Origin of the sequence: Rhodococcus sp. AG1013 (genome assembly GCF_003350365.1) — a bacterium.
Classification (GTDB): domain Bacteria; phylum Actinomycetota; class Actinomycetes; order Mycobacteriales; family Mycobacteriaceae; genus Prescottella.
Window position 1 is genome coordinate 239,361 of sequence record NZ_QQAT01000005.1, and the last position, 24,439, is coordinate 263,799.

General features: G+C 67.0%; 23 protein-coding genes and 1 pseudogene. 10 read left to right on the forward strand and 14 right to left on the reverse strand.

The annotated features are described in order from the left end of the window. Positions 1–40: 40 nt before the first annotated feature. The 7 genes from DEU38_RS09660 (at position 41) to DEU38_RS09690 (ending at position 8,205) form a co-directional block, all read left to right on the forward strand. Complete coding sequence (locus tag DEU38_RS09660; protein ID WP_114720392.1) at positions 41–919, forward strand: VOC family protein; 879 nt, start codon at positions 41–43, stop codon at positions 917–919. Further along, a complete protein-coding gene (locus DEU38_RS09665) occupies positions 916–2,247 on the forward strand; it encodes an amidase (protein WP_114720394.1) in 1,332 nt (443 codons plus the stop codon). The genes DEU38_RS09660 and DEU38_RS09665 overlap by 4 nt, the downstream gene beginning before the upstream one ends. After that, a complete protein-coding gene (locus DEU38_RS09670; protein WP_114720396.1) occupies positions 2,240–3,574 on the forward strand; it encodes an acetylornithine deacetylase in 1,335 nt (444 codons plus the stop codon). Before DEU38_RS09665 ends, DEU38_RS09670 begins: the two co-directional genes overlap by 8 nt. After that, complete coding sequence (locus tag DEU38_RS09675; RefSeq protein ID WP_114720398.1) at positions 3,571–4,332, forward strand: aspartate/glutamate racemase family protein; 762 nt, start codon at positions 3,571–3,573, stop codon at positions 4,330–4,332. The genes DEU38_RS09670 and DEU38_RS09675 overlap by 4 nt, the downstream gene beginning before the upstream one ends. A gap of 2 nt (positions 4,333–4,334) precedes the next feature. Beyond that, positions 4,335–5,192, forward strand: a complete 858-nt coding sequence (locus DEU38_RS09680; RefSeq protein ID WP_114720490.1) for an alpha/beta fold hydrolase — start codon at positions 4,335–4,337, stop codon at positions 5,190–5,192. Positions 5,193–5,247: 55 nt separating this feature from the next. Next, positions 5,248–6,753 (forward strand): NAD(P)/FAD-dependent oxidoreductase, encoded by a 1,506-nt coding sequence (locus DEU38_RS09685; protein WP_254622704.1) that lies wholly within the window; start codon positions 5,248–5,250, stop codon positions 6,751–6,753. Positions 6,754–6,903: 150 nt separating this feature from the next. Beyond that, on the forward strand, positions 6,904–8,205 hold the full coding sequence (locus tag DEU38_RS09690) for a S9 family peptidase (protein WP_114720492.1): 1,302 nt from the start codon (positions 6,904–6,906) through the stop codon (positions 8,203–8,205). Between the two features lie 5 nt (positions 8,206–8,210). Here DEU38_RS09690 and rraA read toward each other — a convergent pair whose 3' ends face one another. Both rraA and DEU38_RS09700 read right to left on the reverse strand, forming a co-directional pair. After that, positions 8,211–8,681, reverse strand: coding sequence for a ribonuclease E activity regulator RraA (rraA, locus tag DEU38_RS09695; RefSeq protein ID WP_114720402.1), 471 nt, complete (start codon positions 8,679–8,681; stop codon positions 8,211–8,213). A 62-nt stretch (positions 8,682–8,743) separates the two neighbouring features. Further along, the gene (locus tag DEU38_RS09700) at positions 8,744–9,124 is read right to left on the reverse strand and encodes a DUF5313 family protein (RefSeq protein WP_114720494.1); all 381 of its coding nucleotides are present in this window, start codon (positions 9,122–9,124) and stop codon (positions 8,744–8,746) included. 54 nt (positions 9,125–9,178) lie between these two features. Here DEU38_RS09700 and DEU38_RS09705 point away from each other — a divergent pair, with 54 nt between their 5' ends. Then, positions 9,179–9,859, forward strand: coding sequence for a sugar phosphate isomerase/epimerase (locus DEU38_RS09705; RefSeq protein ID WP_258557766.1), 681 nt, complete (start codon positions 9,179–9,181; stop codon positions 9,857–9,859). 9 nt (positions 9,860–9,868) lie between these two features. Here the strand turns inward: DEU38_RS09705 and DEU38_RS09710 are convergent, their stop codons facing one another. From DEU38_RS09710 to DEU38_RS09725, 4 genes are all read right to left on the reverse strand, one after another. Next, positions 9,869–11,719 (reverse strand): long-chain fatty acid--CoA ligase, encoded by a 1,851-nt coding sequence (locus DEU38_RS09710; protein WP_114720404.1) that lies wholly within the window; start codon positions 11,717–11,719, stop codon positions 9,869–9,871. Positions 11,720–11,815: 96 nt separating this feature from the next. Beyond that, complete coding sequence (locus tag DEU38_RS09715; protein ID WP_114720406.1) at positions 11,816–13,450, reverse strand: ABC transporter permease; 1,635 nt, start codon at positions 13,448–13,450, stop codon at positions 11,816–11,818. After that, positions 13,447–14,346 (reverse strand): ABC transporter ATP-binding protein, encoded by a 900-nt coding sequence (locus tag DEU38_RS09720; protein WP_114720408.1) that lies wholly within the window; start codon positions 14,344–14,346, stop codon positions 13,447–13,449. Before DEU38_RS09720 ends, DEU38_RS09715 begins: the two co-directional genes overlap by 4 nt. A gap of 83 nt (positions 14,347–14,429) precedes the next feature. Next, positions 14,430–15,080, reverse strand: coding sequence for a TetR/AcrR family transcriptional regulator (locus tag DEU38_RS09725; RefSeq protein ID WP_114720410.1), 651 nt, complete (start codon positions 15,078–15,080; stop codon positions 14,430–14,432). A 183-nt stretch (positions 15,081–15,263) separates the two neighbouring features. Between DEU38_RS09725 and DEU38_RS09730 the strand changes: the two genes are divergently transcribed. Then, positions 15,264–16,862, forward strand: a complete 1,599-nt coding sequence (locus DEU38_RS09730; RefSeq protein WP_114720412.1) for an acyl-CoA synthetase — start codon at positions 15,264–15,266, stop codon at positions 16,860–16,862. A gap of 152 nt (positions 16,863–17,014) precedes the next feature. Here the strand turns inward: DEU38_RS09730 and DEU38_RS09735 are convergent, their stop codons facing one another. Next, a complete protein-coding gene (locus DEU38_RS09735) occupies positions 17,015–18,316 on the reverse strand; it encodes an MFS transporter (RefSeq protein WP_258557761.1) in 1,302 nt (433 codons plus the stop codon). An 835-nt stretch (positions 18,317–19,151) separates the two neighbouring features. Between DEU38_RS09735 and DEU38_RS28365 the strand changes: the two genes are divergently transcribed. After that, positions 19,152–19,319: a hypothetical protein gene (locus tag DEU38_RS28365; protein ID WP_181818721.1), complete on the forward strand. Its 168-nt coding sequence runs from the start codon at positions 19,152–19,154 to the stop codon at positions 19,317–19,319. A gap of 362 nt (positions 19,320–19,681) precedes the next feature. Here the strand turns inward: DEU38_RS28365 and DEU38_RS29780 are convergent, their stop codons facing one another. The 7 genes and pseudogenes from DEU38_RS29780 to DEU38_RS29100 all read right to left on the reverse strand — a co-directional run. Beyond that, positions 19,682–19,975, reverse strand: coding sequence for a flavin reductase family protein (locus tag DEU38_RS29780; RefSeq protein WP_114720418.1), 294 nt, complete (start codon positions 19,973–19,975; stop codon positions 19,682–19,684). Between the two features lie 146 nt (positions 19,976–20,121). Beyond that, positions 20,122–20,766 carry a TetR/AcrR family transcriptional regulator gene (locus DEU38_RS09750; protein WP_174907279.1) on the reverse strand — a complete coding sequence of 215 codons (645 nt, stop codon included), beginning with the start codon at positions 20,764–20,766 and terminating at the stop codon, positions 20,122–20,124. A 64-nt stretch (positions 20,767–20,830) separates the two neighbouring features. Continuing rightward, a complete protein-coding gene (locus DEU38_RS28045) occupies positions 20,831–21,103 on the reverse strand; it encodes a hypothetical protein (protein ID WP_147283491.1) in 273 nt (90 codons plus the stop codon). 334 nt (positions 21,104–21,437) lie between these two features. After that, positions 21,438–21,734: a putative quinol monooxygenase gene (locus DEU38_RS09760; RefSeq protein WP_114720424.1), complete on the reverse strand. Its 297-nt coding sequence runs from the start codon at positions 21,732–21,734 to the stop codon at positions 21,438–21,440. A gap of 99 nt (positions 21,735–21,833) precedes the next feature. Then, positions 21,834–22,991 carry an acyl-CoA dehydrogenase family protein gene (locus tag DEU38_RS09765; protein WP_114720426.1) on the reverse strand — a complete coding sequence of 386 codons (1,158 nt, stop codon included), beginning with the start codon at positions 22,989–22,991 and terminating at the stop codon, positions 21,834–21,836. A gap of 83 nt (positions 22,992–23,074) precedes the next feature. Continuing rightward, positions 23,075–24,268: an acetyl-CoA C-acyltransferase gene (locus DEU38_RS09770; RefSeq protein ID WP_114720428.1), complete on the reverse strand. Its 1,194-nt coding sequence runs from the start codon at positions 24,266–24,268 to the stop codon at positions 23,075–23,077. Between the two features lie 74 nt (positions 24,269–24,342). Further along, positions 24,343–24,439 (reverse strand): annotated as a pseudogene (locus DEU38_RS29100) (enoyl-CoA hydratase); the annotation flags it as partial.

Sequence of the window (24,439 nt, forward strand, 5' to 3'; positions counted from 1 at the left end):
TGCGCCGCGCCGCGGTTCGACTTCCGAACAGAGGCAAGAGATGAGTATTTCCCGTCTGGGCGCTCTGAGCGTCGACGTCACGGACCTCGAGGCTTGGCGCCACGTACTGGTCGACCTCCTGGGGCTCCACGCCCGACCTCGCGCATCCGATCAGGACCCGCTGTTGATCCGAATCGACGACCACCATCATCGAATAGCGCTGTACCCCGCGACCGAGGACCGGATCCGGACCATCACGTGGGACGTGGACAGCCTCGAAGAACTCCAAGCCATCGCGGACCGTGTGACGGCCGAGGGTATTGCCGTCGAATGGATCCCCGCTGGCCCGCCGGAGGAGCGAATGGCGCTGGCGTCCTTCCGGTTCGTCGATGGCGACGGATTTCCGAACGAGGTCCGCTTCGGCCCGACCGTCGATCACCTCCCGCTCGCTCAGGGCGGTGTCATCAGTGGCTTCGTGACCGGCGAGCTAGGTCTCGGCCATGTCGTCCTCATGTGCAAGGACTATCCGGCGGCCGTCGACTTCTACACCCGCGTCCTCGGATTCCGGTTGACGGACTACATCGTGTGGGACGGCGCGGATGCGACCTTCCTGCACTGCAATCCGCGTCACCACAGCCTGGCGCTGATGAACGAGTGCTTCAGCTTCAAGGGTGGGGACTTCAACCACCTGATGCTGGAGGTGGAATCGCTCGACGACGTCGGCCGTGCGTACGACCTAATCAACGAGGCCTGCATCGACCTGCAGATGACATTCGGCCGTCACACCAATGACGGTGTGACGTCCTTCTACCTGCGCACGCCCTCCGGATTCGCGATCGAGATCGGGTACGGCGGCGACCTCGTCGACTCGGACGAGTGGGAGGTCAAGACCTTCCTCTCGCCTTCCCGGTGGGGTCACGAACCGCAGAAGGCGGGGTGACCACGTTGTCCGGCGTCGCTTCCCCCTTCTCGGACATCCTGACCGACGAGAACCTCAGTGTCTCCGCGGTCGAGGGCTGTCTGGAACGAATCGAACAGCGCGACAGCGCGATCAAGGCGTGGGCCCACCTCGATCCCGATCTCGCACTGGAGCAGGCCGCGCTGCGCGATGCCGAGCCGCGTCGCTCGGCGTTGCACGGTATCCCGTTCGGTCTCAAGGACATCATCGAGACCGGCGATCAGCCCACCGGCTACGGCTCCGAGTTGTGGGCGGGGTGGCGGCCGGAGCGGGACGCGGAGGTGGTCCGCCGACTCCGCCGTGACGGCGCGGTGGTCCTCGGCAAGACGACCACTACCGAGTTCGCCACCTACCGGCCGACGGACACCCGCAATCCCCACGGGCAGGGACATACGCCCGGCGGATCGTCGAGCGGTTCGGCCGCTGCAGTCGCGGACGGTCAGGTGCCGTTGGCGCTGGGCACCCAGACCGCCGGGTCGGTACTCCGGCCGGGGTCGTTCTGTGGCGTGTTCACCCTCAAACCCACATACGGGCGCTGGCCGTTCGACGGCGTTCTTCCCGTCGCGCTCACCTTCGACACGGTCGGGGCGTTCGCGCGTCATCCTGCGTGGTTGGGGGCAGTCGATGAATCCCTCGCCACCGACGGATCAGAGACGCCGGCGGTCACGGTGCTGGCGCCGATGCGGGAGTTGCGGGTCGGTGTGCTGCGTCCGCCGTGGGCGGACCGTGCGACGCCGGCGGCCGCCGCGCTGCTCGAGGAGTTTGTCTCCCGTCTGCGCGACGTGGTCGCGGACGTCGTCGATGTGGAGGTCCCGAGTGACCTGATCGCACTCGACGAGGCACACACGCTGCTCATGGCTGCCGAGGCCTCCGCCGCCCTCGCCGGGCGCATCCACCGGTCGCACCCTGACCGGATAAGCGATCAGTTACACAGGTTCCTGCAGGCCGGACGGCAGGCCCCTGCGAGTGAGATCCAGTATGCGCGAACAGTTCTGAGGCGAACGCGTTCCTTCGTGGATCGCGCGTTCGATGAGGTGGACCTGCTGGTGACGTTGGCCGCACCCGGCGAGGCGCCGGCGATCGCCGACGGAACGGGTGACCCCGTTTTCAACAAGCTGGCGAGCGTCAGCGGATGTCCCGCCGTCGGGCTTCCCGCCGGACGCGGCGTGCACGGCCTGCCGCTCGGTATCCAGCTCGTGGCACCAGCGCATGCCGACCAGGCGCTGGTGCGGGTGGCGACCTGTCTTACGGATCGTGTGGGCCTGGCATGGCGGCCCGGTGTATCGGAGGAGGAGACGAACGGTGACTGACGTATCGACCACCACGCCACTACCGCTCGACGACACTCGTCGCGAGATGTACGAGGCCGTGTGCGCGAAGCTGGACGCGGACCGCTTCCGCGACCTGCTCGTCGACCTGATCGGCATCCACAGTCCGACGGGCCGCGAGCGGGCCGCGTCCGAGTTCATGGCTACCCACCTGCGGGATCGGGTCGGCATCGACGCTCGGTACCAGCCGATCTCCGAGCACACCGGGAACGCGGTCGGGGGATTGCACGGCACCGGTGGCGGCAGCCGGCTCCTGTTGTACGCGCCCATCGACACCCACATCGATCCCGATTCGGATGTGCCGTGGGTAGGAAAGTCGTTGCGCCCCGACATGATTCCCGAAGCCAAGGTGGACGGTGATCTGGTCGTCGGGCTCGGCGCCTCCAATCCGAAGTGCATGGTCGCCGGTCTTACCGAAGTGATGCACGCCGTCGTCGACGCGGATCTTCCTCTGGTCGGCGACCTCGCGATCGGATTCGCGGGCGGTGGCATGCCGGTGACGATGAGTGGTCGTGACCACGTCGGGATGAGCAGCGGCGTGTTTCACATGCTCACGCACGGTATGGTGCCCGACCACGCCGTCGTGCTCAAGCCGTGGTGGGCGGTCTACCCCGAGGAACCGGGAATGTGCTGGTTCAAGGTGTCCGTGCGGGGCACGTACGGGTACGCGGGAATATCCAGGGGCACTGAGGGTTTCCGTTCGTCGATCGTTCCAGCGGCGACGGTGATCCAGGAGATCGAGGCGTGGCTGCCCGAGTACACCGCACGCAACACCTCGGGCTCCACCATCCCGGAGGGCTGGATCTCCGCGGTGCGGTCGGGGAGCCCGGACAAGCCGGCGTTCCCGTCGGCCACGACGGAGATCTACCTCGACCTCCGGGTCAACCCGCGGGTGACCCCGGGCGACGTCCGCCACCAGTTCGCGCAGATGATCGCCGACATCTGCCGCCGGCACCCCGGGGTCGACATGGACTGGGAGATGTACGGTTCGCTGCCCGGCGGCATGACAGACCCGGACAACTGGATCGTCCAGTCGTGCCGCCGCGGTTGGGAGGAAGTCGAGGGCACACCGTACGAGACGACGCCCCTGCTCGGCGGCCAGACCGACGGAACGCTCATTCGTAGACTCGGAATTCCCTGTGCCCGAATTGGTTACCCATGGCCGCCGGCCGCCGCGCCGGCAGAACTCAATGAGGGGCTCGGTGGCATGGGCGTCGCCTCGGTCACCGACGTCATGATGGCGACGCGTGCTGTCGCGTACGCCGTCGTCGACACCCTCACCCGTACCAGAGAGGAACTCGACCTGTGAAGCGTGTACTCAACATCGTTCCGGTTCCGGTCCCACCGGAATCCTTGGACGCCTTCGCCTCCCAGCTCTCCGCCGACTTGGTCCACCCCGACTTCGAGAACGTGTTCGTGTCGGCACGCGCGGGCGGTGGCACGCTCGACAGCGCGTACGAGACGACATTGGCCGATGCCTTCGTGCTCGACGCGGGGTGCCGCGCCGAGGAACAGGGCTACGCCGCGGTGTGCGTGAACTCGATGAGCGACTCGGCGCTCGCCGCACTTCGCTCGCGGTTGACGATCCCGGTCGTCGCCCCGAGTCAGGCCACCATGCTGCTCGCATGTCTACTGGGCAAGCGTTTCTCGGTCGTGACGATGTGGCCGGAGTGGCACGAGCTCTACCACAAAGCCGCCCGCGAGAACGGGCTTACCGGACGCCTGGCGTCAGTGCGTGACATCGGTGTCCGGCCCGACGCGGCGGAGCTGCTGGCCGGCAAGGAGGAGTTCGTGTTCGCCGCCGTCGAGCGGGAGGCGCGTGCCGCCGTCGAAGAGGACGGTGCTGACGTCATCATTCTGGGTTCGACCACGATGCACCAGAGTCATGCGTATCTCTCGTCTGTGCTCGATGTGCCCGTCCTCAACCCCGGAGTCGTCGCGTACAAACTGTGCGAGCTGCTGGTGCAGACCGGCCTCGCGCACAGCAAGCGCGCCTACCCGTCCCCGGAGCGACTGCAGGACGATCTCCTGTCGGCAGTGGCCTCCGTCTTCCCGAGCAAGGACTGACAATGACGACTGAATCCAATCCGGAGATCGGACAGCGCCTGCGCACCGGATCCTTCGACACGAACTACCACGACGTCGGTACCGGCGCGCCGGTACTCCTGCTGCACGGGTCCGGCGCCGGAGTCTCGGCCTGGGCGAACTGGCGTGGGCTGATTCCCGTTCTGGCACAGAACTTTCGAGTGATCGCCCCCGACCTCGTCGGCTTCGGCTACACGTCGCTGCCCGAACCGGCACAGTTCGAGATCTTCGACACCTGGATCGATCAGATCCTGGCGCTGCTCGACGCGCTGGACATCCCGAAGGTGCACGTGGTGGGGAACTCGTTCGGTGGCGGCCTGGCGCTGCACCTTGCGACGCGATATCCGGACCGTCTCGATCGCATCGTGCTTATGGGCGCCGGCGGTGTGCAGTTCGACTTCACGCCGGAACTCGACGCGCTGTGGGGCTATACCCCGTCGGTCGCGAACATGAAGAAGATCATGGACATCATGGCGTACGACCGGTCGCTCGTGACCGACGAACTCGCCGAGCTGCGGTACCGGGCGACGTTGCGTCCGGGGGCGCAGGAGGCGTTCGAGAAGGTGTTCCCGCCGCCGCGGCAGCGGTGGCTCGATGCGCAGATCGTGCCCGACGCCGAGTTGGCGAAGATCGAGCACGAGGTGCTGATCCTCCACGGCCGCGAGGACCGAGTGGTTCCGGTGGAGGCGTCGCGGCACATGTTCGAAACGATCCCCAACGCGCAGCTGCACGTGTTCGGAAAGTGTGGTCACTGGACCCAGATCGAGCATGCGTCCCGGTTCCAGCAGCTGGTGGGCCAGTTCCTCGGTGAGTCGCTCGGGCGTGAGGAGGCGTCGGCGTGAGTCCGCGTCGAGCCGATTGCCCGCGGCCGGTAGTCGTCGCGGGTGGTGTGGTCCGGTGAGGGTCGCGATCATCGGAGCCGGCGTCGCCGGCCTGTCCTCGGCGAAGGTGCTGAAACAGTTCGGGTTCGACGTCACCGTGTTCGACCGGACCCCGGACGTCGGCGGCGTGTGGAGTGTGACGCGTCGATATCCGGGGGTGACGACCCAGAACAACAAGGGCACCTATGCCTTCTCCGACTACCCGATGCCGCGGGACTACCCCGAGTGGCCGACGGGGGAGCAGGTGCAAAGGTATCTGGCCGGATACGCCGAGAGCTTCGGGTTGCGCCCGCACCTGCGCCTGGGCACAGAGGTGACGTCGGCGACTCAGGACGAGGGCTCCGGGAACTGGTCGGTGACGACCCGTGAGGTCGAGAGCGGCCGAACAGTGGAGCAGCAGTACGACCGACTCGTGATCGCGAACGGCATCTTCTGTGATCCGTTCGTTCCCCCGTATTCCGGTGCGGCGGAGTACGAGCGGGCAGGCGGCCGGCTGTGTGCCGCCTCCGACTTCCACCGTCTCGAGGACGCGGCCGGCAAGGATGTCCTGGTCGTGGGGTACGGAAAGTCCGCGTGTGACGTCGCGGAGGCCCTGAGCGAGGTCACGTCCTCCATGACGGTGGTGGCCCGCGAGGTCACGTGGAAGATGCCCCGAAAGCTGGGAAATGTGCTGAACTACAAGTACATCCTCCTCACTCGACTCAGTGAGGGGATGTTCGAGCACATCGAGCAGCGCGGATTCGGCCGGTTTCTCACCGGCCCGGGCAGGTTTCTCCGCAACGGTCTGCTCGGCGCCGTCCAGGCGATCACACAGCGGCAACTCCTTCTCGATCGCGTCGGATTGGTTCCCGAGGGGTCGTTCGAGCGGATCGTGCGGCACGCGGTGAGCCTCGCGACGGAACAGTTCTACGAGAAGGTGGCCGACGGCACGATCGGAGTACGGCGAGGAGCGGTCATCTCCTCGCTGCACGAGAAGGACGGCAAGCCGGTCGCCGAACTTGGCGACGGCGCAGTGGTGCCCGCGGACGTCATCGTATGCGCCACCGGATTCGAGCAGCGGGTGCCCTTCCTGACCGATGAGCTTCAGTCACGGCTCACCGACGACGTGGGTAACTTCCAGCTCTACCGGCAGATCCTGCCGCTCGACGTCCCCAATCTCTACTTCGTCGGCTACGGCTCGTCGCTGTTCAGTCCACTCAGTGCCGAGGCCGCCGCGCTCTGGACGGCCGATCACATGCTCGGTGGTGCCCGGTTGCCGTCACTCGAGGACCGGCGTGCCTTGGTCCGCACTCGGCTGGACTGGATGGTCGAGCGCAGCGAGGGTAAACCGGCTCGCGGAACGAACATCATCCCGTTCTCGTTGCGGCAGGTCGACGAGGTGCTCGACGAGATCGACGCGAATGTGGGACCCCTGACGCGGCTGGCGCAGTGGTTCCTGCCGGCGCGCCCGGCGTCCTACCGGCGGTCGACCCGCGTGCTGCTGCGGCGCCACGGCATCACCGCGGCGTCGTCTCGTAGCTAGAAGGCGGATGCAGGGGGCCTCGACTGTCGCGTCGGGCCCCCTGCGCCCGCTGCATCTCGTGGCCCGGTCGACCGTTCTGCCCGGTCAGTGGCGATGATCCAGCCCGCGAAGCCTGCGCCGCGCGGGATACTCGTGCGAGGAGGTGCTGCCGTGGCCGAGTTCAGTGTGCAGGATGACCGGATTGTCCTGAGGCTGTCGCGTCTCGAACGGATCGCCGGAGTGCACGGTGATGTCACCGTTCCCGTCGAGCAGATCCGCGAAGCCGACGTGGTCGCCGATGCGTTCGCGAACATCCGCGGCATACGAGCGCCGGGCCTCGGTGTTCCACGACGCCTGCGCATCGGGACCTGGCGGGGTGGGGGAGTGCGCACCTACGTTGCCGCGCGTGCCGGCGTGCCGGCCGTGCGCGTGCGCACCGTCGGCCGTGCGGCGGGCGCGGAGTTCGACGAACTGATCGTGACCGCGGCCGACGCGGCGGATGTCGTGGCGCGGATCCGCGCCGCCCTCGACGCTGACCGGCCGGGGACGGCCGAGCGGGACGTGGCGTTCGCGTCGTCGGACGGCACTCGCCTCGCCGGCACCCTCACCGTCCCCGCGGGCGCCGAGGCCGGACCGGTGGCGTTGATCCTCACCGGCTCGGGTGAGATGAACCGCGACGGCGACCATGCGAAGCTTCCGATCGGTGTCAGCCGGGCGCTTGCGGAAGCATTGGCCCGCAACGGGATCGCGTCGCTGCGCTACGACAAGCGCGGTGTCGCGAAGTCGGGTGGCGACTACTATGCGACGGGGTTGACCGACAACCTTGCCGACGCGGCGGCGGCGATCGAATGGCTGCGCAGCTCAGCGGGTTTCGCGCGCGACGCGGTCGGGGTGATCGGCCACAGCGAGGGTGCGTGCCTGGCGATGGCGCTCGGTGCGGACCGGACGGTGGATCCGTCGGCGGTGGTGTTGCTCGCCGGACCGGCGGTGACCGGCCGGGAAGTGCTGCTCTGGCAGTCGGGGAAGGCCGTCGACGGGTTGCCCGTTCCTACCCGTGCGATCCTGCGCGTGCTGCGGGTGGACGTGAAGGCCAGACAGCGCAAGGCACTCGACAAGCTGTATCGATCGACCGGCGACGTCGCGCGGATGGGTGGCCGCAAGGTCAACGCCCGCTGGTTCCGGGAGTTCCTCGACTTCGATCCGAAACCGCTACTGCAGAAGAATCATTCGCCGGTGCTCGCGATCACCGGCGCGAAGGACTTACAGGTGGATCCCGACGATCTGGGGTCGATAGCGGCGCTCGTACCGGACGGGGTCGACACCGTCCGGATGCCGGACCTGACCCACCTGCTGCGCCGCGATCCGGCGCCGCCGTCGCTGCGGGTCTACCGGAAACTGGTGCGGCAACCGGTGGATCCCGAGGTGCTGTCGCTGGTGGCCGCCTGGACGGCCGGCCACCTGCGACGCGTCTGACGGACTTACCGGACGACGACGCCGTCGTCGTCGCTGTAGACCGTCTCGCCCGGGTTGAAGGTGACGCCGCCGAAGGAGACGGGAACGTTCTTCTCGCCGGAGCCGGTCTGGGTGCTCTTGCGCGGATTGGTGCCGAGGGCCTTGATGCCGATGTCGAGGGTGCGCAGGATCGCGGAGTCGCGGACTGCGCCGTTGACGATGACGCCGGCCCAGCCGTTGGAGACGCCGCGCCCGGCGATGATGTCGCCGACGAGGGCGGTGTGCACGCTCGCGTCGCCGTCGACCACCAGGACGCCGCCGTTGCCGGGCTCGCTCAGGGTCTGCTTCACCAGCAGGTTGTCCTGGAAGCACTTGATGGTGGTGATCGGGCCGGAGAACGCGGCCCGGGCACCGAACTGGATGAACTGGGTGTCGCAGCTGCGAATGTCCGGTCCGATCTCGTCGGCCAGATCGGCGGTCGCTACCTGCTCACTCATGGTTTCTTCCCTTCGTCGGTTCGCGCGTCCACCATAATTGACCGGTCGGTAACTTGTGGAGGTCAGCCGCGCCCGTGGCGGCGCTCGTAGTCGTCACGGACCCGGTCGGCGCGACGCTGCGCCTTCTCGGCGACCAGCTCGGGGTCCAGGCCGTGGCTGTGCAGGCGATGCCGGCGGTACACCTGCATCAATGCGATCGCGAAGTAGACCAGCGGCAGGAACAGCAGCGCCATCATCGCCAGCGGCACCCACACGGGGCCGGGGATCAGCAGGAACAGCGCGAGGATCGGCAGGATCGGCAGCGTGAACCGGATGAGGTAGCGCACCGACGCGCCCGGACCGACCAGGTCCTGGCGCACCCAGTCCTGGTACTCGTCGGGCAGCGTCCGGCCGAAGAGGTACCCGACGTACTGCCCGAACGTGGGGCGCTGTGGTGCGGACATGGGTCCAGACTAGAGCGGCCCGCAACGGGAACGAACCTAGGTCTCGTACCGAACATTTGCTACCGTCGCGAACGGGCGGATGATGAACGGCTCCGCCTCGAGTACATCGCCGGCGGGGCCCGTGCGATGCAGGACAGCGACGACGGCTGGGCGTCGAGCCTGGGGTACCTCGAACGCGCCGTCGACGCCGCCGCCCGGAACGGTGTTCCGACAGTCTGTTTCACGTCGGGTGGGTCGCGCGCGCTGTCGTGGGAGGACGCCGCGGACCGCGCCGTCGACCGGTTCGGTCCGCTCGTCGAGCGGGCCCGTGACGCCGGCGTGGCGGTGGCGCTGGAGAACACGATGTCGATCCGGTCCGGCATCAGTTTCGTCCACACCGTCGCCGACACCGCCGCGCTGGCCCGGCTGCACGGTGTCGGGCTCTGCGTGGACCTGTACTCGGCCTGGCAGGAACGGGGTCTGATGCGGACCCTCGCCGACAACCTCGATGCGATTCACCTCTTCCAGATCGGCGACCACCGGGTCGAGATCACGTCGGTGCCGACCCGCTGGGTGCCCGGCGACGGGCACATCCCGCTGGACCGGCTGGTGCGGGAGGTGCGCGAGTTGGGTTACGCGGGGCTGGTGGATCTCGAGCTGCTGGGTCCGGCGATCGACGACGAGGGCCCGGAGTCGGCGCTGGGGCACGGGCTGGACTGGATGCGAACGCACGTCCCCGTTCCGGCCGGGATCTGATCGACGGGCTCAGGCGTACAGGTCGGTGATCCTGTCGGCGAAGTTGTCGACGACCTTCTTGCGCTTGAGCTTCATGCTGGGCGTGATCTCGCCGTTCTCGATGGTCAGTTCGCGTTCGAGGATGGTGAACCGCTTGATCTGCTCCCACCGGTTGAGCCCGGCGTTGAGTTGGTCGATGTAGGCACTCATCATCGCGATGGTCGGTGCCGCCGCGGCGACCTCGCGCATCGGCCGATCGCCCATGCCGTTCTCCTGGGCCCATTCGGCGATCGCCTCGCCGTCGAGACTGATGAGGGCGACGCAGTACGACTTGCCCTCCCCGTGCACGATGATCTCCCCGACGTACGGGCAGATGCCCTTGAACGTGGCCGCGATCGCGGACGGCGCGACGTACTTGCCGTTGGACGTCTTGAACATGTCCTTCTTGCGGTCGGTGATCCGCAGGAACCCGTCGGCGTCGATCGTGCCGATGTCGCCGGTGTGGAACCATCCGTCGGCGCCGAGAGACTCGGCGGTGGCCTCCGGATTGTCGTGGTAGCCGCTCATCACTCCCGGACCCTTGATCAGGATCTCGCCGTCCTCCGCGATCTTCACCTCGGTGCCCGGGATGGGCCAGCCCACGGTGCCGAACCGGTATGCCGACGGTCGGTTCACGAGCGACGCCGCACTGGTCTCGGACAACCCGTACCCCTCGAGGACGACGATGCCGGCCGCGTCGAACCATTGCGCCACATCACGATCCAGCGCGGCCGAGCCGGAGATGAAGAACTTCAACCGTCCGCCGAACCGGTCCCGGATCTTCTGGAACACCAGCCGGTCGGCGAGGGCGTACTGCGCCTTCTGCATCGCCGACGGTGTCCTGCCGGTCTGCCGGGTCCTCGACATCGCGAGTCCGACGCCGATGGCCCAGTCGAAGATCTTCTCCTTCACACCGCCTTCGGATTTCACGGTGCCGACGATGCGGGCGTACGCCTTCTCGAAGATGCGCGGCGCGGCGCCCATGAACGTCGGCCGGACCACGGCGAGATTGTCGACGATCCTGTCGACGTGTCCGTCCACGGCGGTCGCGAATCCGATCTGCAGCGGCAGCGTCAGCAGGATCTTGCCGAACACGTGCGACAGCGGCAGCCACAGGTACTGCAGGTCGTCGGCGTCGAGGATCCCGACCGCGTCGATCGCGGCGGCCTCGTACGTCCACGCCGAGTGCGGCAACCGCACGCCCTTCGGTCGACCGGTGGTGCCGGAGGTGTAGATCAGTGTCGCGAGGCTGTCCGGCGAGATCCCGGCGATCCGCTCGTCGACGGCGTCGGGCCGCTCCTCCAGTAACCTCTCGCCGAGTGCGGCGAGGTCGTCGAACCCGACCACCCACTCGTCGTCCGCGGGTGCGGTGCCGTCGACGAGCACCACGCGCTGCACGTCGGGGATCTCGGCGCGGTGCTCGCGCAGCTTCGCGAGCTGGGCCTCGTCCTCGGCGACCACGACCCGGCTGCCCGAGTTCGCGATGATGAAGGCGACGTCGGACGCCGTGGTCGTCGGGTACACGGTGGTGGTCGCGGCGCCCGCACACATCACCGCCAGGTCGGCGAGCACCCACTCGTACCGGGTCATCGACGCCAACGCGACGCGCTGCTCCGACTCGACACCCAGCGCGATCAGCCCGGCCGCCAGCGCGCGCACCCGCTTGCCGACGTCGGCCCACGTCACGCTCGTCCAGCCCGCACCGCCCGGACCGGGGAATCGGAAGGCCTCCGCCTGCGGGGATGCGGCCACCCGATCGATGAACATCCGGGCGACCGACGGCGCCCGCTCCTCGATCTTGGACCAGTCCACGACCTCGTCTGACGCGCGCGAAGCTGTCATAACCCGAGTCTAGAAACCCCCCGCGAACCCCTGAACGGGAATTCACGGCACGGTTCGGTCTCGAAAGTGCGCCGTGCATTCCCGTTCAGGGGTTGATCAGCGGAGGTCCCGGCGGCGCAACGCGGCCAGTCCGGCGAACAGGAGTGCCGCGGCGATCAGCAGCAACCAGACGATCGGGGCGGCCTGGAACTCGCCGCCGGGCAGCTTGGGGAGGTGGGTGAACGGGACGACGTCGAGCAGGGGCTGCGGCAGATCGGCGACCATCCCGAACACGTACAGCGCCATCAACGTCCCGAACACCGCCCAGGCCGCGGGTGCGAAGCGCGGCAGCACCCCGAACAGTGCGACGGTGATGCCGGTGACCAGCCAGACGGCGGGCAGCTGCACCAGAGCGGCGCCCAGGATCCGGGGAACCTCGCCACCGATGTCGTCCACCGACGCGCCGTACGCGAAACCGGCCGCCAGTCCGGCGACGGTGAGCGCGACGGCGGGGCCGATCAGCGCGAACAGGATGTGGCTCATCGCCCACCGGTCCCGCCCGATCGACGCGGCGAGGATCGACTCTGCCCGGCCCGACTCCTCCTCGTCGTGCAGTTGCAGTGTCGCGGAGACGGTGTAGGCGCTGGACACCAGCCCCAGGATCGTGAAGGCCATCGCGATGAACGAGTCCTCGAGCGCCGACGGCCCACCGAGCCGCGCCAGGACCTGGGTGATGAGCTCGCTGTCGCCCAGCTGATCGCTGACACCGTGTGCGGCGCCGCCGATCACGAGTGCGAACACGGTCAGGCCCACCGTCCAGGCGATCATCGACCCGCGCTGCGTGCGCCACGCGAGCCCGACGGGGCCGGCCAGCGACGGCGGCGATGCCGCGGGCCCGGGCCGTTCGGCGATCAGACCGGCGCCGAGGTCGCGTCGGGACAGGAGGCGGTACGCGACGGCGACGAGTACGACGGTCGTGACCGCCGGTAGCAGCAGCACCCACCAGCGTTCGTCGGCGTACGGCCGCACCTGCTGGGCCCAGCCGATGGGGGACAGCCACGACAGCGTCCCGGAGGTGGCGTCGCCCACCGCGCGGAGCAGGAAGGCGAGCGCGAGGACGGCGAAGGCGATGCCGCGCGCGAGCCGTGCCCCGGTGCTCACCTGGGCGGCCACACCGGCGACCCCGGCGAACACCGCACCGGCGCCGAGCACCGCGGCGCCGAATGCGATGGAACCCGTTGCGCCGGTACCGATACCGATCAGACCGAGGGTGCCGACGAGCGCGCTGATCGTGGCGCCGATCCCCGCGACGAGCAGCGCGGCGGTGAGGCCCGCGTACCGGCCGATGGACGTGGAGTCGAGTAGTTCGGTACGGCCGGTCTCTTCCTCCGTGCGGGTGTGCCGGACGACGGTGAGGATCACGGCGACGGCCAGGAACGTGAACAGGTAACCGGCACGCCACGTGGTCAGGGCCCCCACGCTCGAGCCGAAGATCGGTCCTACCAAAGCGATTTCGGACTTCAGGGCCGCGGTCGACTCCGCGAACGCGGTGCGGGCGGCGTCGGTGGTGTACAGCCCGGCGATGGCCTTGCCGTACACGATCGGCAGCAGACCGATCGTGATCGACCACGCCGGCAGGATCAGCCGGTCACGTCGCAGGCACAGGCGTAGCAGTGCGCCGGTCCCGGCAAAATGGGCGGGCGACCGTCGATCCGTCCGGACCGACGCGACCGGTGCGGCGGTGGTGGTCATACCCGCACCTCCTCCGTCAGCTCGTAGTGCCGCAGGAACAGTTCCTCGAGCGTCGGGGGCGTGCTGACCAGACTCCGCACCCCGATGTCGCCGAGCGTGCGAATCAGCGTCCCCAGGGCGTCCGCATCCACCTGACAGTGCAGGGTGCGGCCGTCGAATCGAATGTCCGCGACCCCGGGAATGGCGGCCAGGTCGCCCGGATCGGCGGTGAGTTCGGCGGTGATCGACGTGCGGCTGAGATGACGCATCGAGTCGATCGTGCCGCTCTCGACCGTCCTGCCGGACCGGATGATGGTGACCTTCTGGCACAGCGCCTCCACCTCCGACAGGATGTGGCTCGACAACAGTACGGTCACGCCGCGCGCGCCTGCCTCGGCGATGCAGTCACGGAAGATCTTCTCCATCAACGGATCCAGGCCCGACGTGGGCTCGTCCAGCAGCAGCAGCCGGGCGTGTGACGAGAATGCCGAGATCACGGCGACCTTCTGCCGGTTGCCCTTGGAGTAGGCGCGCGCCTTCTTCCGCGGGTCCAGGTCGAACCGTTCGATCAGGTCGGCCCGGCGTGCGGTGTCGAGGCCACCGCGCATCCGCGCGAGCAGGTCGATGATCTCGCCGCCCGTCAACGACGGCCAGAGCGTGACATCGCCGGGTACGTAGGCGATCTCGCGGTGCAGTTCCACCGCGTCCCGCCACGGGTCGCGGCCCAGCAGTCTCGTCGTCCCGCCGTCGGCGCGGAGGAGTCCGAGGAGAACCCGGATGGTGGTGGACTTCCCGGCGCCGTTGGGGCCGAGGAAACCGTGCACCTCGCCCTCGCTGACCGTGAGATCGAACCCGTCGAGGGCGCGGGTGGCGCCGAACGTCTTCACGAGCTTGTCGATTTCGATGATGTTGGTCATGCCTTCTCCTCGGGAGACGGAATGTGGGGCAACGGATCGGCTGAAGGGTCCCTTTACGCGCTGCGGGCGCACGAGGGGTCCCTTCAGCCCGGGTCGGGGTCGGGGTGGACGCCGGTGTAGGCGTCGAGCATCGACGAATCGACGAACAGTCCCTCGGTGTAGACCTCGAGGCCCGGCAGCATGATCTCGTCCGTCATGTCGCGGATCGCGCGGGCGTAGTCCGTGGACCGGTCATCGTCGGACCGCATCTGCAGGTAGAGCAGGGTCGACCCGAGACTGTTCATGGTGAGGTAGCGCGCGCGTGCGGTCGGGTCGCGACTTGCGCGCACCCGCCCCTCGGCGACCGCCGCCTCGAGGTACGCCTCGACGCCCGCAACCATGTGCTCGAACAGTGACGTCGCGAGCCGCCCCCCGGCCTGGAAGCTGCGTACGAGGTACGCCACCAGGGGCGCGTACCGCTCGAGCTCCGACAACGAGGAGAGCATGCGCGCCGGACTGGACGCCGTCAGCACATCCCTCTTCTCGGCGATGATGATGCCGAGGACCTCCTCGTCGCACACCGCCCGTAGGCCCTGTTTGGAGCCGAAATGATGGTTCACCAGGCCGGGCGACACCCCCGCCGCGGTCGCGACGGCGCGGATCCCGGCGTCGAACCCCTGTTCACCGAACACGCGGATCGCGGCATCGCGGATCCGGGCGCGGGTGTTGAGGTCCCGGTCGGACGGAACAGCCATGGCTGAACACATGTTCAAAGTCTTACTCGCCTGTTCAACCCCCGCAAGGGGACGGCCGCGTTCCTGACGGGATCTTGACGGGAAACCGGCACAACGATTTTGGTCCCAACAAACACCCGATTGTGTTAGCTTCGCGAACAATTGACCCGCGATCCGGGCCTGCCGAAGTGAGGATGGACTTACGTGACGCTGAACATCGCCGACCTGTACGAAGCGGTCGCGGATGCGATTCCGGACCGGGTGCCGGTGGTGTGTGGGGACGAACGCCGGACCTACGCCGAGCTCGACCGCCGGGCCAACCGGCTCGCGCACCACCTCGAGTCGGTGGGAGTGCAGCCCGGGCAGCACGTGGCGGTCCATATGCGGAACCGGATGGAATACGTGGAGGCCCTGCTGGCCTGCATGAAGATCCGCGCGGTGCCGATCAACGTCAACTTCCGGTACACCGACGCCGAGCTGGTGTACCTGTACAGCAACTCCGACAGTGTCGCGCTCATCGTCGAGAACGAGTACCTCGCGACCGCGGGCGTGGCTCTGCCGCAGTGCCCGGGCATCGGGCACGTCGTCGTGGTCGGCGAGCACGACGGGCTGCCGGCCGGTTTCGAGTCCGTGACGGTGGTCGACTACGAGGACGCCCTCGCCGCGCAGCCCGACACCCGCGGCTTCGGACCGCGCAGTTCGGACGACCACTTCGTGATCTACACGGGCGGCACCACGGGGATGCCGAAGGGCGTGGTGTGGCGGCACGAGGACTTCTACTTCGCGGCGCTGTGTGGTGGGAACGTCGGCGGCGCCCCCCGGCGTTCGCTCGAGGAGGTGGTGGCCGGCGCCACCGCCAACACCGAACCCTCTGCGTACCTGTTGATTCCGCCGCTGATGCACGGGGCGGCCATCTATTCGCTCCTCATCGCCTTCCTCATGGGTGAGCGGCGCGTCCTCACCCGTACGTTCGACCCGGCCGACGTGCCGCGTCTGGTCGAGGCCGAGCAGCTCGCGGGCATCACGGTCGTCGGCGACGCCATCGCGCGCCCGATCGCCGACGCCATCCGCGAACACGGGGCGGGCCACGACCTGAGTTCGTTGAAGATGATGGGCTCGGGCGGTGCGCTGTTCTCCCCGACGCTCAAGGACGAACTGCGCGAGATGATCCCGGGCCTGACGATCAAGGACGCCTTCGGCGCGTCCGAGACCGGCCACGACGGCATCGTCGAGTTCGGCGAGGACGGCACGAAGCGAATCCGCTCCAACCCCAACATGATCCTCGTCGACGAGAAGTTCCGGCCGATGTCGCCGGGCTCCGACGACGTGGGCTTCATCGCGCGCAGGGGGCACGTGCCGCTCGAGTACTACAAGGACGAGGCGAAGACGGCCGCCACGTTCCCGGTGGTCGACGGCGTGCGGATGGCGATCCTGGGCGATATGGGTCGGATGGAGGAGGACGGCACCATCCTGCTGCTCGGTCGGGGATCCACGTGCATCAACACCGGCGGCGAGAAGGTGTACCCCGAAGAGGTGGAGCAGGCACTCAAGACCCACCCCGCCGTGATGGATGCGCTGGTGGCCGGTGCCCCCGACGTCCGGTACGGGGAGCGAGTCGCAGCGGTGGTGCAGTTGCGGCCCGGCTTCGACGACACCGATCCCGGCCAGATCGCCGAACACTGCCGCGTTCACGTTGCGGGCTACAAGATTCCGCGTGCCGTGGTGGTGGTTCCGTCGATCCGGCGGTCGCCCAGTGGCAAGGCCGACTACCGCTGGGCGCGCGAGGTCGTCACGGCGGGCTAGGTCTGCCGGGATTATCCGCCGCACATGCGTGGGGCCGGCAGTCGTACGACTGCCGGCCCCACGCATGTGCCGATCCGCTCACGGCGGCAGAGTCGAGATGTCGACCGCGAACTCCGTCGGCGAGAGGTTCCGGATCAACAGACGGGTGACGATCAGCCCAGGATGGCGCGGCGGTCGCGGTCCGGATTCGCGAGCAGCAGTGCCGCGACCGCAGCGATGGCGGCGAGGATGCCGATCACCTGAAACACCAGGGTGTAGCCGGCCGTCGGGGTGGCGGCGTTGTCGATGATCACGCCCGTCGCATACGGCGCAATGAGCCCACCGATGGCCATGGTCGCGAGGAAGGCGCCCATGGTGCCGGCCGTCTGCTGAGGTGGGCACAGCTCCGAGATGGCTGCGTTGATGAGAGGAAACGCCATGCTGGCGGCACCGTAGCCGATCGACAACGCAATAACCGCCAGCATCGGTACGTCGACGAGGGGCAGCGCCGCCAGAACAATCCCGCAGACCAGCACGCCGATGCACGGAACGATGATCCGTACCGTGCGGGAGCTCGCGCCACGTCCCATCAGTCGGTCTGTCACGAATCCCGAGGTGATCAACAGGATGAGTGTGACGATGGCGGGTATCGCGAGCATCGATCCGGCCTGCAGCGCGCTGTACCCGAGGCCACGTTCGAAGTATGAAGGGAGCCAGGTCAATACCACAGTAGACAGGCCGTAGACGACGATCGTGAGCGCGCCGCAACTGACGAATGTACGGGAGAGGAGGATCTTCCGCCACGGAACGCTCGCCACGGCGTCGTCAGCATCGCCGGCCTCGGCCTTCGGTGCCTTCCCCGTGTAGGGGCCCTCGGTCCAACCGATGAGCCAGCACACCATCCATGTGACGCCGAGGACGGTCAAGACTGCGACGGTGGTTCTCCAGCCGTAGTTGATGGTGATGAACGTGAGGACCGGGGCGAGCAGGATCTTCGCGATGGATCCCGATGCCATGAGGAAGGCGCCCGGCAGGCCACGCTTGTTCGGTGGATGCCAGGAGTAGGTCGCAGTGTGCATGAGCGCAGAACTCGGACCTTCGGCGAGTCCCAAGAGCATCCGACCCACGATGAGGGTCACCAGGGATGCCGAGATCAGCAGCGGCAGCATCACCACCGACCATGCTGCGGCGAGGATGAGCAGCGCCCAGCGCAGCGTCAGGTACTTGTTCAGGGGACCAGCGAAGAAGCCGCCGATCGTGAAGGTGAGGAAGAACAGCGAGCCGACCATGCCGATCTGGGCGGAGGTGAGGCCCAGTTCACGGGCCATCGGCTGGGCGATGATGCCCAGGACGGCTTTGTCGGCATAGTTGATGATGTAGAGAAACACGACGAGGCCCGTCATGCTCCAGGCGCGGCGCCGGTTGTCGGGTCGGCTTTGGGCGACTATCGGAACAGCAGTCTGCTCTGCGGTCATTCAGTCATTCCTTCGGGCTGATGCTCTCGACCCTCGTGGGCTGAAGCTCTGGATGTGGATGATTGGTTATTACGTTGCGCAAGAGAGTGATCCACTCGGGTATGGGCGGCAGTCGACCGCTCCGAAGGTGCGTGGTTGTGCCCGGGTGCGAGTGGAAGAGGCGATGCGGGGAGTCCCGCATCACAGACAATAGCGATGAGTGTCCTATCGAACAAACAATTGATTCGGGTGGATGCGATGGCGTCCTATCGGGACTGGGCTGAAGGTGCACAGACGTCCGGCTGTTGATGGAGTGCAAGACCGCCGATTCCCCGTCATGAGCTTCGCTCTACGGAATCGGTTGATGCGCAACGTTATCGAGTTGCAGGGCTGAAGTCTTAGAGCAAGCCGGAATCGCAGTGTTCGCGGCGGTGGTCGGCGATACGGGGGTGCCTAGCTCAGGGGGAATCGTTGCTTGACGCAGTCGGTGATGACGTCGGCGACGCAGACTTCCCGCTATGCCGCACACTCTGAGCGCGGCGGTCACAGCCCTCCTCGGGTCTGGACTGCGTGCCGCATGTGCGTGCCGCATGCGCGCGCCGGCTGCGAGTCAGTTCGGTGGGCGCCGGGTGGGCCGAAGGCATGCTCGGTCGCCATGTGGATTGTCTGAGTCGGTTCGGGCTTCCTCAGCATCGGCTGAACATCCCTTCGAGTGTGTGACCGGACTCACCGGGTATGAGCCAGGACTGATTGAACCGCTGCGACGCCGCTGATGTCAAGACCGATCTATCGATCGGTAAGTCAATATAGTGCCTGTACAGCGCCTTCTTTGTCCATTCGTTTCTGTTTAACAGAGATGGATTCTTGCAACACGCTGGGTGTGGTGACCCGGCGCGTGCGCCGACGATGGCCCGTCGTCCCGGTGCGGTCGCGCCGTCCGGCAGTTGCGGAGGCCACGGTGATCCACAAGGCGTCAGTGGGCAAGATCGACAAGAAGGCGCTGCGCGTGCAGTTCGTGCCGTAGCGTCGGTGATCTCGACGGGGCCTCCCGAGTGTGAGGCGGAGCCTGCCGCGTCGGATATCGAATGTCCTGGTCGGGTCGAGCATTGAGCGAAACAAATTGCGTAAGAGTTTCTTTCGTGCGCAAACAATGATCGGTCAGGGGCTCGTACCGACCGCGGTTGTATACCGGCGGGCGACCCGACGGCTGCCAGGCGGCTTCCATGACCAGGCCCGGGACGATGTTGCGGTCCCTGCCCGGGACAACCGAATCGATAATGCACTCGATATGCGCGAGGGAGCCCTCGATCAGTGGTGACCCTGTTCTTCCTGTGCGCTAGAAGACATCGCCGAATTGGTCATCGCGCCGTTGCGCGATGAGGTTACTCAGCTCGAGCTGGCTCCCGCGAGCGCATTGATGCAGCAGGCACCCGATGTCCTGATCTGCTGCCGGCTCGTCGATGCCTTCGAGGGGCAGAACATTACGATCGGGGGATTGATCGAAAGGGATGAGAACGACTGACAGGTGAGGCTCACCGGTTGCCCGCCGACGGCACCTGTCACGATCAGCACACCCGACGTGAAGTGCCCGAGATCATCCCGCAAGGCGCGACCTCCGTCCCGAACAACAGGGTCGGTGCTTACCTCAGGGGTGATCGACGAATCTCGAGTCTGCGTCATGAAAATACTTCTGGCAGAAACTGATTGAAATGTGATTGATTACGACGTGCGACGCCCGCCGGGAACCGCCGCGCGCCCGGAAGGCCCCCGAGTTCCCCAGGGGGCGTCGCTGTTCGCATAGTTGGAGGGCCGGTACCGGGTCGGTATCAGAGCACTTCGTCACCGATCCCGAGGGACCGCGACCACAGATAACTGATGGTGTCGATCGCTTGGTCGTCGGAAGCCGGCCGTCCGGATCCCTGTGCGCTCATCCCGAGCCACAAGTAGCAGCTGTGCTCGAGCATCGACGAGAGCGCGGAAGCGGCGACGTAGGGGTCCAGATCCTGGTCCACAGAGCCTTTGGCCTGCATCGCCGAGACGAGTCGAGCGATCTTCCGCACACCCACTTCGCGCATACTCATCCATACCTGCACGAACTCGGAATCCACTGCCGCCGCGTGATGGACGCCGACCAACTCGGGCAGGAATTCTGTGTATGCACGCCAGAAGCCGGCGACATCCGATCTGAGGGTAGCCCTGGTGTACCTGCTGACGGGTGTGGCGTCATCGCTCGGGTCGACAACAAGATCCATGAAGTCCTGCAACAACACTTCGAGGATCTCGCGCTTGTTGTCGAAGTAGTTGTACAGCGCGGCCGGAGACTTCCCGGCCTCGTCAGCGATGTCGGTGATCCTGGCATTGAGGTAGCCATCGCGCGCGAAGACCTTGCGTGCAGCATCCTTGATCGTCTGCTCGGTCTGCCGCCCCTTGGCCCCGATGCGTTGGCGGTCGGTTCGGTTCGTCTGCGCCACGCGGATCTCCTCCAGTTCGAGTCTTGCTGGCACAAATCGTATCGACCGCGCCGGAGCGGTGCGCTCAGCGCTCGGGCATCACGTCGGCCGGGAACATGCCCATGTTGTCGACGAGAACGTCGTGCGGGAGTGCATCGACGTCGAACACCGCGAGGTGAATGTCCGGCTCGACCACTGTCTTCACCTCGTGCACCCGGTCCTTGGCCTCTGCAGGGCTGACATACCCGGTCAGGTAGGGCCGCCACCGTTCCCGCGCAGTCTCGCCGTCCTCCGCGACGTGGACGTAGCACCCGGACCCCCGAGGAGTCGTTGGGGAAGTCTTCGAATGTATCGGCACCACTCGAGTTTTGAAGTAAAGAGGATGCGCGCTCCGGCCGCGGTCGGAATCGCGGGTGTTGGAAAGGCTCTCGGAGCCGCTGTGGGGCGGCGAGCGCGAAGGTGAGCACGCCTGGATATCCGCCGCTGCGGTCACGCTACTTGCCGGCGCGGACGGAGTCGGGGAGGGCTGGCGGGTCGGTTTGGAGGCGATGTCGGAATACACGTGTGGGCACGGATGGCTCCGAGCTGACGGAGCCATCCGTGCCCACATCGGGTACCGCTGAGGCGACAGCGGCGCTGCGCTACCGCCCGACGGCGAGGCGACGGAGAGAGGCCGGTTCAGGTCTGTTCGCTCACATGAGCGGGTCGACACTTCCCGTCACGAGTGACGGCGAAGCGGCGAGGAGCGGACCGAGATCGGTGATGGCCCCCTCGCCGGCCCGGAACTTGCGATACGCGGCATCGTGCTCGGCTGATTCCCAGGTCTCGACGAAACGCCAGGTATTGGGATCTCTACCGTCGATAACCGACTTCACACTCACGCAGCCGGGGAATCCACGAGTCTCGCCGAGTACCCGTGTCATCACCTCGCGCGCCTTGTCCAGGGATTCCGGCTTGAAGGTCAACTCCAGTACTGCGATCAATTCCATGTCAACTCCTCGGTAGTGGGGCGAATGATGTGTCTGCGATTCGCAGACAGGTCGGTCCGACTGCTCTAGGACCTCGTCGATCGGTTCGGGGCGTCCGTGTCACCGGAACTCGGAGGCAATGTCCCGTCCGACGATCTCCTTCATGATCTCGGTGGTACCGCCGTAGATGGTCTGGATTCTCGAGTCGACATAGGCGCGTCCGATCGGATACTCCATCATGTAGCCGTAACCGCCGTGAAGCTGTACGCAGCGGTCGACTACGCGGGTCTGGAGTTCGGTTGCCCACCACTTGCTCATCGACGCGTCGACGGCAGTGAGCTCGCCGTCGCCGAGTGCGAGAACGCAACGGTCGATGTGCGACTCGGTGACCTCGATTTCGGTGCGCATCTCGGCCAGGGCGAAGCGGGTGTTCTGCAGATCGCCGATCGGCCGTCCGAAGGCCTTGCGTTCGAAGACATACGACTTCGTCCACTCGTATGCTGCCCGCGCCGCTGCGATCGCGTTCACCGCGATGGAGATCCGCTCGAGCGGTAGGTTCTCCATCAGGTGGATGAAACCCCGCCCCTCGGTGCCCAGCAGGTTGTCGGCGGGCACGCGCACGTCCTCGAACACCAACTCGGCGGTGTCCTGAGCGGCCAGCCCGACCTTGTGGAGCTTTCGTCCGCGGCTGAAACCGGGAGCATCACGTTCGACGACGATCAGTGAGAAGCCCCGGGACCCTGCCTCGGGGTCGGTGCGGCACACCACGATCACGATATCGGCGTGGATTCCGTTGGTGATGAACGTCTTCTGTCCGTTGATCACCCATTCGTCGCCATCCCGCACCGCGCTGGTCTTGACACCCTGCAGGTCGCTGCCTGCCCCCGGCTCGGTCATCGCGATCGCGCCGATCAGGTCACCGGCGGCCATGCCCGGCAGCCATCGCCGCTTCTGCTCCTCGGTACCGAGATGCACGATGTAGGGGATCACGATGTCGTCGTGAACACTCAGGCCGGAGCCGAACGAGGTGACCGCCGTCCGGGCGATCTCCTCCGCAACGACGTGTCGGAATCGGTAGTCGGTGACACCCGACCCACCGAACTCTTCGGGAACGCCGAGGCCGACCATTCCGGACCTGCCCGCCGCGGTCCACGCAGAACGATCGATCAGCTTGTCGGTCTCCCAGCGTTCGTAGTGTGGCTCGATCTCGCGAGCGAGAAACTCGCGGACCGATTCGCGGTAAGCCTGGTGGTCGGCCTCGAAGTGTCTACGCTGCATTCCGTCTCCTTGGCGGGTTCATGGGCGGACAGACACCTGCACACCCGGGTGTGCCCGAGTGCGCAGGTGAGTTGTTCTGTGTGTCAGAGGCGTTCGATGATGGTGGCGTTGGCCATGCCGGCGCCTTCGCACATGGTCTGCAGGCCGTAGCGTCCGCCGGTGGCCTCGAGGTGGTTGACGAGGGTGGTGAGCAGGCGGGTGCCGGAGGACCCGAGGGCGTGGCCGAGGGCGATGGCGCCGCCGCGGGGGTTGAGCTTGGCGGGATCGGCGCCGAATTCGTGTGCCCACATCAGCGGGACGGGGGCGAAGGCCTCGTTGACCTCGTAGGCGTCGATGTCGTCGATGCTCAGGCCCGACTTGGCGAGGACCTTGTGGGTGGCCGGGATCGGGGCGGTGAGCATGAACATCGGGTCGTCGCCGGCGACGGAGAACGAGTGGAACCGGGCGCGCGGGGTCAGGCCCAGCTTGGACGCCATCTCCTCGCTCATGATCAGCACGGCGGAGGCGCCGTCGGTGAACGGCGAGGAGTTGCCGGGGGTGATGTGCCACTGCGCTTCCGGGAACCGCTGCGAGAACTCGTCGCTGCGGAACGCGGACTTCAGGGCGCCCAGTCCGTCGGCGGTGGTGGCGGCGCGCACGGTCTCGTCGACGGTGTGGGAGACGGTGTCGCCAGCGGCGTTGTGCACGTCGATGGGGACGATCTCGGCGTCGAAGAACCCGGCGGCGGCCGCGGCGGCGGCGCGGCGGTGGGATTCGGCGGAGTATGCGTCGAGGGTCTCGCGGTCGAGCTTCCACTTCGCGGCGATCAGTTCGGCCGAAATGCCCTGGTGGATCAGCCCTTCCGGGTACCGGGCGGCGATGCCCGGGCCGGCGGTGTCCTGGCCGATGGGGGAGGTTCCCATCGGGATGCGGCTCATCGATTCGACACCGCAGGCGATGACGATGTCGTAGGCGCCGGCGATGACGCCCTGCGCGGCGAAGTGCGCGGCCTGCTGGCTCGATCCGCACTGGCGATCGATGGTGGTGGCGGGCACCGATTCGGGGAACCCGGCGGAGAGCAGGGCGGTGCGGGCGATGTTGAGTGCCTGTTCGCCGACCTGCTGGACGCAGCCGCCGATCACGTCGTCGACCAGGGCGGGGTCGAGGTCATTGCGGTCGACGATCGAGCGCAGGACCTGAGCGAGGAGTTCGACGGGGTGGGTGCCGGCGAGGGCGCCGCCGGGCTTGCCCTTGCCGGAGGCGAGGCGGACCGCGTCGACGATGACAGCGTTGGTCATGGGTGTTCCTTTTCGAATGTGTCGCGACCCGGCCAGAGCACTTGGATGCGGTGCCGGGTCGTGTCGGTGAATGGTTAGCGGCCCTGCCAGACCGGCGGGCGCTTCTCGGCGAACGCGGTCGGTCCTTCCTGCGCGTCCGCGCTGGTGAACACGATTTCCATGGCCTTGGCG

Excerpts from the sequence above, each read along its gene's own strand:
- DEU38_RS09660 (WP_114720392.1), top strand. The coding sequence starts at position 41 with ATGAGTATTTCCCGTCTGGGCGCTCTGAGCGTCGACGTCACGGACCTC.
- DEU38_RS09680 (WP_114720490.1), top strand. The coding sequence starts at position 4,335 with ATGACGACTGAATCCAATCCGGAGATCGGACAGCGCCTGCGCACCGGA.
- rraA (WP_114720402.1), bottom strand. The coding sequence starts at position 8,681 with ATGAGTGAGCAGGTAGCGACCGCCGATCTGGCCGACGAGATCGGACCG.
- DEU38_RS09700 (WP_114720494.1), bottom strand. The coding sequence starts at position 9,124 with ATGTCCGCACCACAGCGCCCCACGTTCGGGCAGTACGTCGGGTACCTC.
- DEU38_RS09710 (WP_114720404.1), bottom strand. The coding sequence starts at position 11,719 with ATGACAGCTTCGCGCGCGTCAGACGAGGTCGTGGACTGGTCCAAGATC.
- DEU38_RS09715 (WP_114720406.1), bottom strand. The coding sequence starts at position 13,450 with ATGACCACCACCGCCGCACCGGTCGCGTCGGTCCGGACGGATCGACGG.
- DEU38_RS09720 (WP_114720408.1), bottom strand. The coding sequence starts at position 14,346 with ATGACCAACATCATCGAAATCGACAAGCTCGTGAAGACGTTCGGCGCC.
- DEU38_RS09725 (WP_114720410.1), bottom strand. The coding sequence starts at position 15,080 with ATGGCTGTTCCGTCCGACCGGGACCTCAACACCCGCGCCCGGATCCGC.
- DEU38_RS09735 (WP_258557761.1), bottom strand. The coding sequence starts at position 18,316 with ATGACCGCAGAGCAGACTGCTGTTCCGATAGTCGCCCAAAGCCGACCC.
- DEU38_RS28365 (WP_181818721.1), top strand. The coding sequence starts at position 19,152 with ATGGATTCTTGCAACACGCTGGGTGTGGTGACCCGGCGCGTGCGCCGA.
- DEU38_RS29780 (WP_114720418.1), bottom strand. The coding sequence starts at position 19,975 with ATGACGCAGACTCGAGATTCGTCGATCACCCCTGAGGTAAGCACCGAC.
- DEU38_RS09760 (WP_114720424.1), bottom strand. The coding sequence starts at position 21,734 with ATGGAATTGATCGCAGTACTGGAGTTGACCTTCAAGCCGGAATCCCTG.
- DEU38_RS09765 (WP_114720426.1), bottom strand. The coding sequence starts at position 22,991 with ATGCAGCGTAGACACTTCGAGGCCGACCACCAGGCTTACCGCGAATCG.
- DEU38_RS09770 (WP_114720428.1), bottom strand. The coding sequence starts at position 24,268 with ATGACCAACGCTGTCATCGTCGACGCGGTCCGCCTCGCCTCCGGCAAG.